This is a genomic window from Gallionella capsiferriformans ES-2, from assembly GCF_000145255.1.
GTDB lineage: Bacteria > Pseudomonadota > Gammaproteobacteria > Burkholderiales > Gallionellaceae > Gallionella > Gallionella capsiferriformans.
This window is the reverse complement of the sequence record NC_014394.1, coordinates 1,919,865-1,934,944: the sequence shown is the minus strand read 5'-3', so window position 1 is coordinate 1,934,944 and position 15,080 is coordinate 1,919,865. Positions and strand designations below refer to the sequence as shown.

General features: G+C 54.3%; 18 protein-coding genes. 10 read left to right on the top strand and 8 right to left on the bottom strand.

Going from position 1 to position 15,080, the window contains the following annotated elements; genetic code table 11:
* Positions 1 to 2: 2 nt before the first annotated feature.
* A complete protein-coding gene (cheY, locus tag GALF_RS08875; protein WP_013293724.1) occupies positions 3 to 392 on the bottom strand; it encodes a chemotaxis response regulator CheY in 390 nt (129 codons plus the stop codon).
* A 58-nt stretch (positions 393 to 450) separates the two neighbouring features.
* Positions 451 to 1,239 carry an enoyl-ACP reductase FabI gene (gene fabI / locus GALF_RS08870; RefSeq protein ID WP_013293723.1) on the bottom strand — a complete coding sequence of 263 codons (789 nt, stop codon included), beginning with the start codon at positions 1,237 to 1,239 and terminating at the stop codon, positions 451 to 453.
* A 114-nt stretch (positions 1,240 to 1,353) separates the two neighbouring features.
* Here fabI and ccmA point away from each other — a divergent pair, with 114 nt between their 5' ends.
* The 10 genes from ccmA (at position 1,354) to GALF_RS08825 (ending at position 8,970) form a co-directional block, all read left to right on the top strand.
* Positions 1,354 to 1,968, top strand: coding sequence for a cytochrome c biogenesis heme-transporting ATPase CcmA (gene ccmA / locus GALF_RS08865; RefSeq protein ID WP_013293722.1), 615 nt, complete (start codon positions 1,354 to 1,356; stop codon positions 1,966 to 1,968).
* Complete coding sequence (gene ccmB / locus GALF_RS08860; protein WP_013293721.1) at positions 1,965 to 2,648, top strand: heme exporter protein CcmB; 684 nt, start codon at positions 1,965 to 1,967, stop codon at positions 2,646 to 2,648. The genes ccmA and ccmB overlap by 4 nt, the downstream gene beginning before the upstream one ends.
* A 3-nt stretch (positions 2,649 to 2,651) precedes the next feature.
* A complete protein-coding gene (gene ccmC, locus GALF_RS08855) occupies positions 2,652 to 3,386 on the top strand; it encodes a heme ABC transporter permease CcmC (protein ID WP_013293720.1) in 735 nt (244 codons plus the stop codon).
* Positions 3,386 to 3,553 carry a heme exporter protein CcmD gene (locus tag GALF_RS15345; RefSeq protein WP_013293719.1) on the top strand — a complete coding sequence of 56 codons (168 nt, stop codon included), beginning with the start codon at positions 3,386 to 3,388 and terminating at the stop codon, positions 3,551 to 3,553. Before ccmC ends, GALF_RS15345 begins: the two co-directional genes overlap by 1 nt.
* A gap of 1 nt (position 3,554) precedes the next feature.
* Entirely contained in the window at positions 3,555 to 4,010 is a 456-nt protein-coding gene (gene ccmE / locus GALF_RS08850; protein ID WP_013293718.1) for a cytochrome c maturation protein CcmE, read from the top strand.
* Between the two features lie 17 nt (positions 4,011 to 4,027).
* Complete coding sequence (locus tag GALF_RS08845; RefSeq protein ID WP_013293717.1) at positions 4,028 to 6,037, top strand: heme lyase CcmF/NrfE family subunit; 2,010 nt, start codon at positions 4,028 to 4,030, stop codon at positions 6,035 to 6,037.
* Entirely contained in the window at positions 6,034 to 6,561 is a 528-nt protein-coding gene (locus tag GALF_RS08840; RefSeq protein WP_013293716.1) for a DsbE family thiol:disulfide interchange protein, read from the top strand. Before GALF_RS08845 ends, GALF_RS08840 begins: the two co-directional genes overlap by 4 nt.
* Positions 6,558 to 7,052 (top strand): cytochrome c-type biogenesis protein, encoded by a 495-nt coding sequence (locus GALF_RS08835; RefSeq protein WP_013293715.1) that lies wholly within the window; start codon positions 6,558 to 6,560, stop codon positions 7,050 to 7,052. The genes GALF_RS08840 and GALF_RS08835 overlap by 4 nt, the downstream gene beginning before the upstream one ends.
* Positions 7,049 to 8,308, top strand: a complete 1,260-nt coding sequence (gene ccmI, locus GALF_RS08830) for a c-type cytochrome biogenesis protein CcmI (RefSeq protein WP_013293714.1) — start codon at positions 7,049 to 7,051, stop codon at positions 8,306 to 8,308. The genes GALF_RS08835 and ccmI overlap by 4 nt, the downstream gene beginning before the upstream one ends.
* A 257-nt stretch (positions 8,309 to 8,565) precedes the next feature.
* Positions 8,566 to 8,970 carry a DUF1924 domain-containing protein gene (locus GALF_RS08825; RefSeq protein WP_013293713.1) on the top strand — a complete coding sequence of 135 codons (405 nt, stop codon included), beginning with the start codon at positions 8,566 to 8,568 and terminating at the stop codon, positions 8,968 to 8,970.
* Positions 8,971 to 9,057: 87 nt separating this feature from the next.
* On the opposite strand, the gene GALF_RS08820 is transcribed toward GALF_RS08825, so the two are convergent.
* The 6 genes from GALF_RS08820 to GALF_RS08795 form a co-directional block, all read right to left on the bottom strand.
* Positions 9,058 to 9,369, bottom strand: a complete 312-nt coding sequence (locus GALF_RS08820; RefSeq protein WP_013293712.1) for a DUF3301 domain-containing protein — start codon at positions 9,367 to 9,369, stop codon at positions 9,058 to 9,060.
* Between the two features lie 36 nt (positions 9,370 to 9,405).
* Complete coding sequence (locus GALF_RS08815; protein WP_013293711.1) at positions 9,406 to 10,626, bottom strand: ABC transporter permease; 1,221 nt, start codon at positions 10,624 to 10,626, stop codon at positions 9,406 to 9,408.
* Positions 10,623 to 11,321 carry an ABC transporter ATP-binding protein gene (locus GALF_RS08810; protein WP_013293710.1) on the bottom strand — a complete coding sequence of 233 codons (699 nt, stop codon included), beginning with the start codon at positions 11,319 to 11,321 and terminating at the stop codon, positions 10,623 to 10,625. Before GALF_RS08810 ends, GALF_RS08815 begins: the two co-directional genes overlap by 4 nt.
* Complete coding sequence (locus tag GALF_RS08805) at positions 11,321 to 12,508, bottom strand: efflux RND transporter periplasmic adaptor subunit (RefSeq protein WP_013293709.1); 1,188 nt, start codon at positions 12,506 to 12,508, stop codon at positions 11,321 to 11,323. The genes GALF_RS08810 and GALF_RS08805 overlap by 1 nt, the downstream gene beginning before the upstream one ends.
* The gene (locus GALF_RS08800; RefSeq protein ID WP_013293708.1) at positions 12,505 to 13,926 is read right to left on the bottom strand and encodes a TolC family protein; all 1,422 of its coding nucleotides are present in this window, start codon (positions 13,924 to 13,926) and stop codon (positions 12,505 to 12,507) included. Before GALF_RS08800 ends, GALF_RS08805 begins: the two co-directional genes overlap by 4 nt.
* Before the next feature lie 96 nt (positions 13,927 to 14,022).
* Positions 14,023 to 15,072, bottom strand: coding sequence for an acetate/propionate family kinase (locus GALF_RS08795; RefSeq protein ID WP_013293707.1), 1,050 nt, complete (start codon positions 15,070 to 15,072; stop codon positions 14,023 to 14,025).
* Positions 15,073 to 15,080 lie beyond the last annotated feature (8 nt).

The window sequence follows — 15,080 nt, the reverse complement described above, 5'->3', positions numbered from 1 at the left end:
GTTCACTTGTTCAAACTTTGAAATATTTTTTTCAGCTTTTCATCCAGTGTTGAGGCGGTGAACGGCTTGACTACATAACCTGAGGCGCCCGCTTGAGCGGCTTCAATGATATTTTCGCGCTTGGCTTCTGCGGTGACCATCAGAACGGGCAGATGGCGTAGCTTGGTATCCGCACGAATCTCACGCAATAGTTCAATCCCGGTCATATTGGGCATATTCCAGTCTGATACGACGAAATCATATGTGTCTGCACGTAATTTTTTCAATGCATCGACGCCGTCTTCAGCCTCCTGAACATTAGCAAAGCCAAGTTCTTTGAGTAAGTTTTTGATGATGCGGCGCATGGTGGAAAAATCATCCACGACCAAAAATTTAGTATCTTCAATTCCCATGAGAGCCCTTTTGCAGCGCGTACGCAGTCTTTAGCTGTCGTAAAGCAGTGATGCCTGTTCAGGCTTCAGTTGAACCCAGAGAGGTGGTGTTGAAACCGCCATCGACATAAGTGATTTCGCCGGTAATGCCGCTGGCCAGATCGCTGCACAGGAAGGCGGCGGCGTTGCCTACTTCTTCGGCCGTAACGTTACGTTTAAGTGGCGCGTGTTTTTCGTTGTAACCCAGCAGTTTCCCGAAATCAGCAATGCCCGCTGCTGCCAGTGTACGGATTGGGCCGGCCGATATGCCGTTTGCGCGGATACCGCGTGCACCCAGCTGCATCGCGAGATATCGCACGGACGCTTCAAGGCTGGCTTTGGCCATGCCCATCACGTTGTAATGCGGCATAGTGCGTACGGCGCCCAGATAGCTTAATGTTAAGATGGCCGCATTGCGTCCCTCCATCATCGGCAGTGCAGCTTTGGCCATAGCAGGAAAACTGTAGGAGCTGATGTCGTGGGCAACGCGGAAGGCTTCGCGGCTGAAGCCGTCGAGAAATTCACCTTCGAGTGCTTCGCGCGGCGCAAAGGCGATCGCATGCACAAAACCGTCAAAACCGTCCCAGTGCTGCTTCAAGTTGATAAACAAGTTGTTGATGTCCTCGTCGGAGGCGACGTCGCATTCAAACACCAGTTCACTGTTAAATTCGCGGGCTAATCCTAAAACGCGCTCGCGCACGCGTTCTCCCTGATAGGTGAACGCTAGTTGCGCGCCTTCACGGTGCATCGCAACGGCGACGCCATAGGCAATGGAGCGCGTGCTGATCATGCCGGTAATCAAAATGCGTTTGTTGGCCAAAAATCCCATGTGTACTCCTTCAGGTTGGTCAAAAGTGGGCGAATTATAAAGCAATTGAATGTCGCGCATCGGGCGTATGCAATCGTATATAATCCTGAGTTGTTCAATTTCAGGTCTTTTTTCATGCTGGAAGTCAGCAATCTTGCTTGTAGTCGCGGTGATCATCGCCTGTTTTCGGGATTATGCTTTGCGCTGTCGCCGGGGCAGATCATGCAGGTTCAGGGCGCGAATGGCAGCGGAAAGACCAGCTTGTTGCGTACCCTGTGCGGTTTTATTTCCCCTGATGAGGGCTGTATTTCCTGGGGGGGCACCGATGTGCGCGAACTGGCTGAGGATTATTTTGCCCAGATGATGTATTTGGGGCATTTGAATGCCATCAAGGATGAATTGAGCGCGCTTGAGAATCTGCGTATTTCGGCGGGGTTGTCGGGCATGGAACTGAGTGAGGCGGATGCCATTGCCGCCTTGCGACGCATGGGGATCAAGGGGCGCGAGCGGTTGCCGACTAAGGTGCTCTCACAAGGGCAGCGCCGCCGCGTTTCGCTGGCGCGTCTGCTGGTGAATGATGCCAGGCTGTGGGTGTTGGATGAACCTTTGGCCGCTTTAGATGTCGGAGCGGTGGCGTTGATCGGGGAATTGATCCGCGAACATTTGGCAGGGGGGGGGATGGTTATTTTTACCACCCATCAGCCGCTGGTCGTGGCGGGTATGGAGATGCGCAGTCTGTCGTTGTCATGAAGAAATTATCGTTATTTTCTTTATTGTTGCTGGTTATACGTCGTGATCTCGTGCTGGCGATGCGTCGCCGCGCGGACGTACTGACGACACTGTTCTTTTTTGTCATGGTGGTGAGTTTGTTTCCATTGGGTGTCGGTCCAGAAATGGATATGTTGCGCAAAATGGCACCCGGTGTTTTGTGGGTAGCAGCCTTACTCGCATCAATGTTGTCGTTGGGCAGATTGTTCTCGGCAGACTATTTGGATGGTACGCTAGAGCAAATGCTGCTCGCGCCCCAGTCATTGTCGGTGCTGGTGCTGGGTAAAATGGCCTCACACTGGATGGTGTCGGGTTTGCCGCTGGTCTTGATGACGCCGGTGCTGGGTTTGCAGTTCGATATGTCGGTTGAAGCGATCGGCGTGTTGATGTTGAGTTTGCTTTTGGGTACGCCCATATTGAGCATGGTCGGTGCAATCGGTGCCGCGCTGACCTTAGGTTTGCGAGGCGGCGGCGTGCTGCTCTCCCTGCTGGTGCTGCCTTTATGTATTCCGGTGCTGATTTTTGGCACCGGTGCGGTGCAGGCGGTGACCAGCGGTTTGAATGTGTCGTCTCATCTATCTTTGATGGGCGCATTGCTGGTGTTGGCGCTGGCCTTTACCCCCTGGGTGACGGCACAGGCATTAAGAATTTCGATGGAGTAATGTATGGCAATTAACTGGTTTAAATACTCAGCACCGACCACCTTCTATCCGCTCGCCGGCAAGTTGATTCCCTGGTTCGCGATATCCTCAGCGATCCTGTTTGCGGTCGGCTTGTACATCGGCTTTGTCGTGGCGCCTAGTGATGCTACGCAGGGCGAGTTTTATCGCATCATCTTTATTCACGTGCCATCTTCGATTATTTCGATGTTTTTGTATCTGATCATGGCAGGTTATGCTGCGCTTGGCCTAATCTTCAACACGCGGCTATCTTCGATGATGGCCAGCGCGATAGCGCCGACCGGCGCTTTGTTTGCCTTTATTTCGCTCTGGACCGGTGCCCTGTGGGGAAAACCGATGTGGGGCGCGTGGTGGGTCTGGGATGCGCGCCTGACCTCGGAACTGATCTTGTTGTTCCTGTACCTCGGATTTATCGCGCTGCACGCCTCGATTGATGATCCTCGTCGGGCTGACCGCGCAGCAGCCTTGCTGGCGATCGTCGGTTCCGTGAACGTGCCTATCATTTATTTCTCGGTTAAATGGTGGAACACCTTGCATCAAGGCTCAACCATTAAGTACTCGGGTACCTCAATGCACATCGCGATGCAACAGGCGATGTTCACCATGCTGGCTGCCTGCTGGCTGTATGCGATTGCGATTGCGTTGATGCGGGTGCGCAGCATCATCCTCGAACGTGAAAAAAATACCAAATGGATCACTGAATTGGCGGAGGTTAAGTAATGGGACTGGACATCTGGATGAGAGAAAATCCGCTTACCTATATCTGGGTGGGCTCTTACGCAGTTGCTTTTATCATCTTCGCGGTTGAAATCGCGATGGTGATACATAAACGAAAAATTACCCTGCAGCAGGTGCGCCTGATGCGTGAAGCTTCGGAAGAGGAATAAGATGAAACCGCGTCAGAAAAGAATTTTATACATTGTGCTCGCGATTGCTGCGGTAGGGCTTGCGGTAGGTTTAGTGCTCAATGCGCTCAAAGATAACGTCAGTCTGTATTTTACGCCGACTCAGGTTTACAACAAGGAGGCACCGCAGGGACGTAGTTTTCGTATTGGCGGGCTGGTCGAAGAGGGCAGTATAGAGCGCCAGAAGGACGGGCTAACCGTGCATTTCATGATTACCGACTTAAAACAAAAATTGCCGGTCGTCTATAAAGGCATCCTGCCCGACTTGTTCAAGGAAGGTAAGGGGGTTGTCGCGCAAGGAAAGATGGAGGCGGATGGCGTGATGCACGCCTCAGAAGTGCTGGCCAAGCACGATGAAAACTACATGCCGCCTGAAGCTGCCGATGCATTGAAGAGGGCGGAAGCCGCCTCTGCAGTCAGCGCCCCTGCTACCAAATAATTGTTGAAAGATCGTACATGATTCCAGAACTAGGTCATTTTTCTCTCATTGTCGCGCTGTGTCTGGCGATCGTCTTAGGTGTGCTGCCCATAGTGGGCGCTGCGCGCAACAATCCTGTCTTGATGGGGGTTGCGCGACCTTTGGCTTACGGGCAGTTGCTTTTTATCGGACTTGCGTTTGCCACGCTAGCCTATGCCTTTTTGGGCAACGATTTCTCTGTCTTGTATGTCGCGCAACATTCGAACTCTCAATTGCCCGGGCAATATCGTTTTGCGGCGATCTGGGGCGGGCATGAGGGCTCGCTCTTGCTGTGGGCCTTGCTGCTATCGGTTTGGACCGCTGCGGTTGCGATGTTTAGCCGTCATTTGCCTGAAGAGATGGTCGCACGTGTGTTGGGCGTGATGGGATTGATTTCGGTCGGATTCCTGATGTTCATGTTGTTCACCAGCAGTCCGTTCGATCGCCTGTTGCCGGCGGCTGCCGATGGTCGCGATCTGAACCCTCTGTTGCAAGATCCGGGGCTGGTAATTCATCCGCCGATGCTCTATATGGGCTATGTCGGGTTCTCCGTGGCGTATGCTTTTGCGATCTCAGCCTTGCTAGGTGGAAAGCTTGATGCAACCTGGGCGCGCTGGTCGCGTCCTTGGACGACGGTGGCGTGGGTGTTTATGACCATCGGCATTGCGCTGGGCAGCGGCTGGGCCTATTACGAATTGGGCTGGGGCGGCTGGTGGTTCTGGGATCCGGTCGAGAACGCCTCGTTCATGCCATGGTTGCTAGGCACGGCCCTGATTCATTCGCTGGCCGTAACTGAAAAGCGCGGCGCATTCAAAAGCTGGACGGTGTTGCTGGCGATCGCGGCGTTTTCGTTTAGCCTGTTGGGTACCTTCCTCGTGCGCTCCGGTGTGTTGACCTCGGTACACTCGTTCGCCGCCGACCCTAAGCGTGGTATCTTTATTTTGAGTTTTCTAGTGCTGGTGATCGGTGCTTCCTTGCTGTTGTTCGCCTGGCGTGCACCTAAGGTCGGTTTGGGCGGCAAGTTCGATATGCTGTCGCGCGAGTCCTTGCTGCTGTCAAATAACGTGTTGCTGTCGGTTGCCTCGGCTTCCGTCTTTATCGGTACGTTGTATCCTCTGTTCATGGATGCCTTAGGTTACGGAAAACTCTCGGTCGGTCCGCCGTACTTCGAAGCCGTTTTCGTGCCGCTGATGATGCCGATGGTGTTCATGATGGGCTTAGGGCCACTGGCGCGCTGGAAAAAAATGGCCGTGCCTGATCTAGCGCAGCGTGTGAAATGGGCGTTTGCCAGTTCGCTGGTATTGGCCTTGCTGCTGCCACTCTTGATGGGTCGTTTTTTGTCGCTGGAATCGAACAAATGGTCGCCGATGATCGTGTTGGGGCTGTTGATGGCGTTCTGGATTATCGCGACCCTGTTCGTCGGCTTGCGCCAGCGCTTATCAGGGCAGGGCGCATTCATGGCGCGGGTGCGCAAGCAAAGCATGAGCTATTACGGTATGCAACTGGCGCATTTGGGTGTGGCGTTGTTTATCATCGGCGTAACGCTGGTGAAGGGGTATGAAACCGAACGCGATGTGCGCATGAATGTCGGCGACACCGTGATGGCGGGTGGCTATGAGTTCCGTTTCAACGGCGTGACTGAGACTGAGGGGCCTAATTATGTTGCCGGTGTCGGCCATGTCACGGTCAGTCATGACGGCAAAATTGTCGGTGAATTGACCCCTGAAAAACGTCAGTACAATGTCTCCGGTATGCCGCTGACGGAAGCTGCGATTCAGACCGGCGTGTTCCGCGATCTGTATGTGTCGCTGGGCGAGCCTATTCCGGAATCGGAAGGTGCGTGGGCGGTGCGCGTTTATATCAAACCATTTATCGACTGGATATGGGCTGGCACGCTGTTGATGGCGCTGGGCGGTATGCTGGCCGTGTCTGATCGTCGTTATCGCATCCACAAGAAGGCGGGGAAAATTGCACGGTCTTCCGCAATTGATCAAGGAGTCGCATCATGATGCGTTTCATTTTACCGTTTGTGATTTTTCTGGTCTTGTCGGTGTTCTTATATAAGGGCCTAGGGCGCGATACGCGCGAAGTACCTTCGCCGCTGGTCGGGAAAGCTGCGCCTGCTTTTGTATTGCCACTATTGCATGAGCCGGAAAAAAAGTTTTCACCTGAAGAGATGAAAGGCAAAGTCTGGCTGCTCAATGTCTGGGCTTCCTGGTGTGGTGCCTGCAAGGACGAGCATCCTATTTTGATGGAATTGTCCCGTCAGAATATCGTGCCTATCGTGGGGCTGGATTACAAGGATAAGGCTGTCGACGGTGAAATGACATTAAAGCGCGCGGGTGACCCGTATTCTCTGGTGATCGCGGATCTTGATGGCAAAGTTGGCTTCGATTACGGCGTATATGGCGTACCGGAAACCTATGTGATCGACAAGCAAGGAATGATTGCCTACAAGTTGATCGGCGCGCTGACTGCACAGAATTTGCGCGATACAATTTTGCCGAAGGTCGCGGAGTTACAAGCCAAATGAGATACCTTTCAATTTTGCTGTTTTGCCTATTGCCGGCGATGTCATTTGCCGGCGTTGCAAAGGACATCGCAGATGATCCTGTGATGGAGCGCCGCATGATGCTGCTGGCTGAAAAAGTGCGCTGTCTGGTGTGTCAGAGTGAGCCGGTGTCCAATTCGCATTCGGACTGGTCGAAAGATGTGCGTCAAATCATGCGCGAGAAAATGCAGGCCGGGGCCACCGATCAGGAAATACTCGATCTGCTTGTTGAGCGCTTCGGCAAGTCGGTGTTGTTTGATCCGCCGGTCGATAAGGAAACCATGCCATTGTGGTCGGCGCCGTTCATCTTGCTGCTGTTGGGCGGGGCGGGATTGTTTTATCAGTTGAGACGTCGCAAAGGACAGGTCGTTGACGTTGAACTGTCTGCACAGGAACAACTGCGCGCCTGCGCCTTACTCAATGATCCCGATTTGAATGATGCACCTGAACCACACAAGGATACACACGCATGACCCTATTCTGGATAATCTGTGCAGCGCTGCTGCTCGTGGCGCTGCCTTTTGTCATCTGGCCGCTGTGGCGCAAGCACGCAGCGAACAATGATGTGCTGCGTGATGCAGCTAATTTGGAAATCCTGCGCGATCAGGCCGATGAGCTTCAGGCTGATCTCAATAACAGCTTACTCACGCAGGCGTCCTTCGAGCAGGGGCGTCGCGAATTGCAGGCGCGTTTGATAGAAGAAGTTAAAACGACCGCGGTGCCGCAGGCGGTGGTTCGCAATCCGGCACGGTTGCTGGCGATTGTGCTGGCGTTGCTGATTCCGCTTGGCAGTGTCTTGCTCTATCTGCAAATAGGTAGTTTGAAGGCCATGCAGCCGCAGCAGATACAAGGCGAAGGCGCGGAAGGGTTTGGGGTTTTACGCTCTGAAGCGGCTTTGCAGGAGTTGGAGGCGAAGCTTGTGAAACTGCCGGAAAATCCAGATGGCTGGCTGATGCTTGCGCGCTCCTACACCGAACTGCAGCGCTATGCGGATGCCGTTCGTGCCTACGGCGAGTTAGTCAAACTGGTGCCGAATGAGTCGCAACTTTGGACAAATTATGCTGATGCGATGGCGATGAACAACAATCAGTCGCTGCTGGGCGAGCCGACCAAATTCATCAGCAAGGCACTGCAACTCGATCCGGAAAATACTACCGCGTTGGCGCTGGCGGGCTCATCCGATATGGAACGCGGTGATTATGTGTCGGCGATCACGCACTGGCAGAAGCTGGTCACTCTGTTGCCGCCGGACTATCCGCAAATCCAGATGATCCATGACGGGATTAATCAGGCGCGCGAATATCTGTCTCAGCAAAAGGGGGGCAAGGAGATGCTGGCTAAATTGCCGGCGGCTAATGCACCTGAAAAAGTGGCGGCCAACCCGGCTGTTGCAATTACCGGGCGCGTCACTTTGAGTCCAGCTTTGCTGGCTAAAGCGTCACCTACCGATGTTGTCTTCATCCTGGCGCGTGCAGCCGAAGGCCCTAAAATGCCGCTCGCGGTGATACGCAAGCAGGTTAAAGATTTGCCGATGGAGTTTACACTCGACGACAGCATGGCGATGCAGCCGCAATTGAAACTCTCGGGTTTCGACAAGGTCGTGGTGCTGGCACGGGTGTCAAAATCGGGCACGCCGATGGCGCAAACTGGCGATCTGGAAGGGTCCGCCGGTGTCGTTAAGCCTGGCACTAAGGGTTTAAATATCACGATTGACAGTACAGTGAAATAGTACTGGTGCATTTAAGGGCGGCATCCTTTATATTTGGGGTGCCGCTTTTTTACGGGCGTAGGTTTTACACGAATTTGTGTGGTCGCCTCAATCCGTGATCGCGCCCATTTAAGGGGTATGACGGGGTGTAAAGTACCTAAATGTCAGCCGTGCACGAGACAATAACCTACGTTGCATATAGTTATTGACAGCGTGTGGTTGGGTGCTGGAGAATACAGCCTGTTGTACAAACTTAAACCCATGGGAGGGATTCACAGATGAAAAAAGCATCATACTTGTTGCTCGCAATTTTTGGTTTGATCAGTTTTTCTGCACAAGCAGATGTTACGACTGCCGAGCAAGCTGCCACGCAATATTCTTTGTTTGCAAAGTCGACTCTGTCGGCTGATGACGGTAAAGAATTCTATACTCGCAAGCAAATGGTTAAGGGTAAAGATTTGGCCTGTTCAACTTGCCACACAGATAATCCTGCAAACAAGGGCAAGCACAATGAATCCGGCAAAGAAATTCAGCCTATGGCGCCTTCTGCGAATCCAAAACGTTTTTCTGACCTGAACGAATCTGCTAAGGGTTTCACTAAGCATTGCAAACAAGTTTACGGTAAAGATTGCTCTGCCAAAGACAAAGGCAATTTCATTGCTTATGTGCTGACATTCAAGTAATTCGACGTTGTTGTTGAAAACCCCCTCAGGCCCAAGCTTGAGGGGGTTTTTATTTACGGGGTTAAAAATGCCAAGAGACTGTTTTGTCTATGGTTCAATCCGGTAAGGATCTAGCGTGACCGATTCTAACGTGGTTCCACTCAGGATTAATTGTCCTTCCAGTCGGCTGTTGCCGGTTTCGCTAAATTCAAACTGGTAGGTACGGCGTATTACGCGTCGGCCCTGTTTGTCACGTGCAATCCGGATTTTGATATTCTCGACCGTATCGTCGAGAAACTGCAGGTTGGCATCCTGACAGACTTGTCTGCCATAGTTTCTGGCCGCGTCCAGTGCGCCCATACTGTCGAACCAGTACCAGGCAACAAGGGCGAAGATGAGCAGTGCAGCGAAGATGTCCATGGGGTTTTAGCCGTTAAAAATTCGACTCAGGCGCACCTATTGGTAACGCAATGCTTCGATCGGATCCATGCGGGCGGCTTTTCTGGCGGGATAAAAACCGAAGAAAATTCCCACGGTCGCCGCCACGCCAAAAGCGACTAGCACCGAATTTCCCGAGATAATCACCAGCGTTCCGGTCAGCGCCTCGGTCAGTAGTGCACCGCCAACGCCCAACAGCAGACCAATCAGACAGCCAGCCACAGAAATGATGATGGCTTCGAGGAGAAACTGCAGCAGAATGTCGCGTTCACGCGCGCCGATCGCCATGCGGATGCCGATCTCGCGGGTGCGTTCTGTGACCGAGACTAACATGATGTTCATGATGCCGATGCCGCCGACCAGAAGCGAGACCGAGGCGATCGCCCCCAACAGCATCGACATGATGCGGGTGCTCTCTGCGGCTGAATTGGCGACTGCAGTGAGGTTACGCAGCGAAAAATCGTTGTCAGCATTTTCACGGATGCGGTGGCGTTGACGCAGCAGGCCTGTCATGGCTGCTTCCACTTCCGGCATCACGTCCAGCCCCGTCGATTGCACCATGATCATGCGCACGGTGCCGGGAAAGCGGATACCGAACACGTTACGCTGCGCGGTGGTTAACGGAATGATAATGGTGTCATCCTGATCGCGGCCATCCATGCCCTGACCCTTGCTCGCTAACACCCCTAAAATGATAAAAGGACTTTGCTTGATACGGATGGTTTTGCCGAGCGGATTGTCATCGCCGAACAGGTTTTGTGCGGCAGTTTGGCCTATCAGCGCCACACGGGTGGCCGAGCGCACATCGGAGGCGGTAAACGCCGCACCGCTGACGACCTGCCAGGCGCGCACATCTAAGTAGGCTGGTGTCGTGCCGATAATGGCGGTATTCCAGTTGGCCGGTCCGTAAACGACCTGCGCATCGCCCGGATTGATCGGGGCGACCGCCTGCACGCCGGGCAATTCGGCAATGGCGGCCGCATCGTTCACCGTCAACGTCAGCGCGCCGCCGCTGCCGGTACGTACGCCGCCGGCCTGTGTGCTGCCGGAGAGCAAAATGAATAGATTGCTGCCCATCGCGCTAATCGATTGTTTGATGGCATATTGCGCACCCTGTCCGATCGACATCATCAGCACGACGGCCGCAACCCCGATGACCATCCCTAACATGGTCAGCACCGTGCGCATACGGTTCGCCCCCATTGCGCGCCACGCTTCGCCCAGCATCGCTAGTGTCATGACTGATGCTCCGTTGCTTGATCGCTGATGATGCTGCCGTCGTAAAAGCGCACCTGGCGTTTGGCGTGGCTGGCGATGTCGGCCTCGTGGGTAACCAGCACGATGGTGATGCCTTCGAGATTCAATTCACTGAACAGCGCCATGATTTCGATGCTGGTGTGGCTGTCCAGATTGCCGGTCGGCTCATCCGCCAGTAGCAGGCGCGGGCGGTTGATCAGGGCGCGTGCGATGGCAACCCGTTGTTGTTGTCCGCCGGAAATCTGATTGGGCAGTGAATTCGCTTTATCGGCCAGTCCAACGCGCGTGAGCAATTCATGCGCGCGCTGCGACCGTTCTGCATGCTCGATACCTGCGTAGATCAGCGGCAGGGCGACGTTGTCGAGCAGCGTCATGCGCTGCAACAAATTAAACCCTTGAAATACGAAGCCTATGGTTTGGTTACGCAGCAGTGCCAGCTCGTCGCGACTGAGTTCTGCGACCGAGCGGTTGTTGAGTTGATACTGGCCACCGGTGGGCTCATCAAGGCACCCTAGTATATTCATGAAGGTCGATTTGCCGGAGCCTGACGGACCCATGATGGCGACAAATTCACCGCGGCTAATCGTCAGGCTGACATTTTTCAGGGCCGGAAACAAGCCTGCGGAAGTCGCATAGGATTTACTCAAATCCACAATGCGGATGACAGCCTCGCTCATCAGAACATTCTCATGCGCATCGGTTGAGTTCCTGTTTGCGCCGTGCTGCCGCCCTGTGCATCGCCCGTGACAATCTGATCGCCCGCTTTGATGTCGCCTGACAGAATCTCGGTGTTGCGGTTGTCGGTGATGCCGAGTTTAACCGGCACGGCGAGGAGCTGGCCGTTTCTCATGACATACAATCGTCCGGAAAATCCGTCGCGCTTGTCCTCTTTAGGCTTTGCCGTCTCGCTGCGGGGTTTTGTGTTTGCGCCTGATTTTTCAACGGGTTTGAAACGCAGGGCGACGTTGGGCACGAACAGCACATTGCGGCGTTCAGTCACCGCGATGCTCACGTAGGCGGTCATGCCGGGCATTAAAATCTGTTCCGGATTGGCGACGTTGATGACCACGTCGTAAGTGACCACGTTTTGCACGGTGGTGGGATTTAAGCGTATCAGGCGCACCGACCCCTGAAAATTTCGGTTCGGATACGCATCCACCGTGAAGCGCACGGTTTGGCCGACGCGGATTTTCCCGATATCGGCTTCGGCAAAGCTGCTGTTGATCTGCATCTTAGATAAATCCTGTGCGATCTTGAACAGAGTCGGTGTCTGTAAGCTGGCGGCAACGGTTTGACCGACATCAACCGAGCGGTCGATGACGACGCCTGATACGGGGGAGCGGATGACCGAGTAGGCCAGATTTGCGCGGTCCTTTTCGACGGTGGCTTGAGTGAGTTTCATTTGTGACAGCGCTGCTTTTTTGGCCTGAATCGCTGTGTCGAGCTCAAGGCGGGAGGCGTATTCCTGATTAAACAGGCTGCGGGTACGCGCTTCATTTGCGCTCGCCAATTCCACCGATGCGCGTGCAATTTCCACGTTTGCCATATCCTGTTTGAGCTGGGCTGAGAGTAACGCATTATCTAACTCGAGCAGCACCTGTCCCTTTTCAACCGCATTATTAAAATCGACGTACAGTTTTTTTACCGTGCCCGACACCTGAGTGCCAACATTGACCAGCGTCACCGGGTTGATCGTGCCATTGGCTGAAACGGTCTGGCTGATGTCGCCCTGTTCCACCGCTTGCATCCGGTATTGCTGTTCGGGCGTAGTCTGATTAAATTGCCGGTAGATTGACCATCCCGCGATCGCGAGCGCTGCGCTGATTAGCAGGAGTGAGAGAGGGGAGAGCAGAAATTTTTTCATGGCTTAAAGGATGTTGTGACGTCGGGTAAGGACGTTAATAATTGCGCATCCAGACTGCCCATCGCCTGCGCGAGTGTGGCGCGGCTGATATTCCAGTTCAGATCGGCCTGGATGCGTTGCTGGCGTGCGCTGGCCAGTATGGTTTGCGCATTAAGTAAATCAAGCATAGTACCTGCACCCGCCCTGTAACGCCCCGAGGCGACGCGTTCGGATTGTTCGGCGCTGCTGAGTAAATCGCTAGTGGAGCGCCTGTTTTGTGATGCTGTGGCCAGATTTTGATACGCGTTCCAGACATCGAGTGCGATTTGCAAACGAATACGATCCATTTGCGCTTTTTTGCTTTCGACTTGCGCATCGGCCGCGCGTATCCGGTAGGTGGGGGTAAACCCCGAGAACAGCGGCACGCTGACCGCCAGCCCCAGCGATGAGCCATGAGTATTGACCCCTGCATTGTTGTTCTGATTCGCCGCAGCAGTCATCGACAGGGTTGGCATGCCCGCCGCGCGCGCTGCATCAGCCGCCGCTTGTGCCGCTTTAACGGCCGCTTGCGCAGCCAGCAGATCAGGGCGGTTTAGTCTCGCCGTCTCAATCAGTGTGACGATGCTTTGTTCGATCGCATCGAATTTATCCTGCCCGTTGTCAACGGGCGTGCTGCCGGAGGCGAGTTTGACACCCAAATTTGCATCGATGCCTAAGATATTGGCAAGACTGCCCTGTGCGATTTTCATCGCGCCATGTGCTGTAATGCGGTTGAGCGTTGCCTGTGAGTAGGCGGTTTGTGCAGTGAGCTTGTCGGCAGGTGTGGTGCTGCCGGACTGGTAGCGTGCCGCGGCCACTTTCAAACTCTCCTGTGCAGCCTGTTCTGATACCACGGATGCGTCAAATGCAGCGAGGGTCGAGCGAGTCTGGTAATAGGCCTGTACCGCCGCGAGAAACAGTGTTTGCACGGTATTATTCTGGGTCGCGCTCACCGAAATCAGCAATTGGCGGGCGTTTTCCAGATTGGCCGCGCGTGCACCAAAGTCGTATAACAAGTAGGAAAAATTAAGACCTAGGCTGCTCAGTTTATTGCCGGGCGTACTTTGATTTTCGCTGACACTTACACTAACGCCGGGTAGATAGCCTCCACTGATAACGCCCACTTGTGCGGCCTGCGCACGTGAGTTGGCCCAGACTTCCCTTGTTTGCGGGTTGTTGCAAAGCGCGGTATTGACGATGTCGATCAGATCAAAAGTGCGGTCATTTTGTGTTTCGGTACAGGGGGCGAGGGGCGTAAGACGAGACTCAGTCAATAGTGGATCTGACGTGTCGCTTGCCTGCGACTCAGTACTGGCTAGCAGTATGCACAGAGCAAGTGCGACATTCCCGACAATTCGGGGCAGCGCTACCGGAACCTGACGTTTTAAGTGAGCGTACATGAGTGTGGTGACAAATTTTATGGGTATATTGTAACGGTTGGCATCCGGATTCGTGCAGACTGCGGTTGTTAAATTATTAACAGGGTGTGACGGTGATCAATTCAGGCAGGCGGATAAGGACAGTCGCTGGATCATCGCTTCTTCGTCAGCCGCAATGACGAGTACAGGGCGGCTGTTGGCGCTGCTGATTTTTATCGAGGCCCCGTCGTCATTTAATGTAAATCCTAAAAAGGCCAGCGGAGCGCAGATTTGCCGGCGTATGCTGGCGGCGTGTTCACCGATGCCGCCTGTGAAAACCAGCGCATCGATGCCGCCCGCTTTGGCCGCCAGTGCGCCGATTGCCCCGCTGACTTCACGGCAGAAATAATCGACGGCAAACTGGGCTGAGGCCGTATTGCTTGCCAATAGTTCGCTCATTTCGCTGGATTCACCATCCGACAGGGCCAGTAGCCCCATTTGGTGGAACACGATATCCGTCAATTGCGCGGTATCGAAACGGCGGGAGAGTTCCAGCATGACGCCAGGGTCGAGATTGCCGCTGCGCGTGCCCATCACGACGCCGCCGGCTGGCGTGTATCCCATCGTGGTGTCGACCGAGTGCAGGTCTTTGAGCATACAGAGACTCGCGCCGCTGCCCAGATGCGCGATGACGACATTGCCACGCGCCGTCTGGCCCAACAGTTCGGGTAGCCGGCTTGCGATATAGGCATAATTCAAGCCGTGAAAGCCAAAGCGGCAGAGGCCAAATTCCTGTGGAATCGGCAGGCGACGCGAAAATTCCGGCATGCCCGCATGAAATGCGGTATCGAAGCAGGCGACTTGCGGTACATCAAAACGCTGACGGCACAGATCCAGCCCCATCAGGTTGCCCGGCAGGTGCAAGGGTGCCAGATGGGTGATTTTTTCCAGACGTTCCCGTTCAGTGTGATCGACCAGACGCGCGGCATCGGTGATCTCGCCGCCGTGCACGAAACGATGGCCGATGATGTCCGGCGCATCGTGTTTGAGCTCCTGCATCAATAAGTCAAACGCCGGCGCATGATCTCTCAGGTGCTCGTAGCGGAAATTGCGCCGGCCTCCCGCCGCGTCGAACAGGCTGGCCTTGATCGACGACGAACCGCTGTTAATGGTCAGAATGCTAGTCATAAGTTGTG